This window comes from Vibrio sp. Y176 (genome assembly GCF_033438945.1).
This window is the reverse complement of record NZ_JAWOQS010000413.1, coordinates 1-759: the sequence shown is the minus strand read 5'-3', so window position 1 is coordinate 759 and position 759 is coordinate 1. Positions and strand designations below refer to the sequence as shown.

The window sequence follows — 759 nt, the reverse complement described above, 5'->3', positions numbered from 1 at the left end:
GTAACTTTGAGAGAACTACTTGGTTTTCCGAGACGTCGGAAACCGCTACACCGGAAAATCAATTGGAGAAATCACCATGGCAGTGAATGTAAACACTAACGTATCAGCGATGACCGCTCAGCGTTACCTAAACAACGCAAACTCAGCTCAACAAACTTCTATGGAGCGTTTGTCTTCGGGTTTTAAAATCAACAGCGCGAAAGATGACGCTGCGGGTCTACAAATCTCGAACCGTTTGAACGTACAAAGCCGTGGTTTGGATGTAGCGGTTCGCAACGCGAACGACGGTATCTCGATTGCACAAACTGCTGAAGGTGCAATGAATGAGACCACTAACATTCTTCAACGTATGCGTGATTTGTCTCTACAATCAGCAAACGGTTCAAACTCGAAAGCAGAACGTGTTGCGATTCAAGAAGAAGTGACCGCGCTAAACGACGAACTAAACCGTATCGCAGAAACCACTTCTTTCGGTGGTAACAAGCTACTAAACGGCACACACGGTGCGAAATCGTTCCAAATCGGTGCGGATAACGGTGAAGCAGTGATGCTTGAGCTAAAAGACATGCGCTCAGACAACAAAATGATGGGCGGTGTAAGCTACCAAGCTGAAAGTGGTAAAGGTAAAGATTGGAACGTTGCCCAAGGTAAGAATGACCTAAAAATCAACCTAACGGACAGCTACGGCCAAGAGCAAGAAATCAACATCAGCGCAAAAGCGGGTGACGATATCGAAGAGCTTGCGACTTACATTAACGG

The 759-nt window shown here is 46.2% G+C and carries 1 protein-coding gene; it reads left to right on the top strand.

What is annotated here, in order from left to right; all coding sequences use genetic code 11:
• Positions 1 to 76: 76 nt before the first annotated feature.
• The coding region (locus R7O13_RS26390) for a flagellin (RefSeq protein ID WP_318099724.1) at positions 77 to 759 on the top strand (683 nt) is incomplete at its 3' end.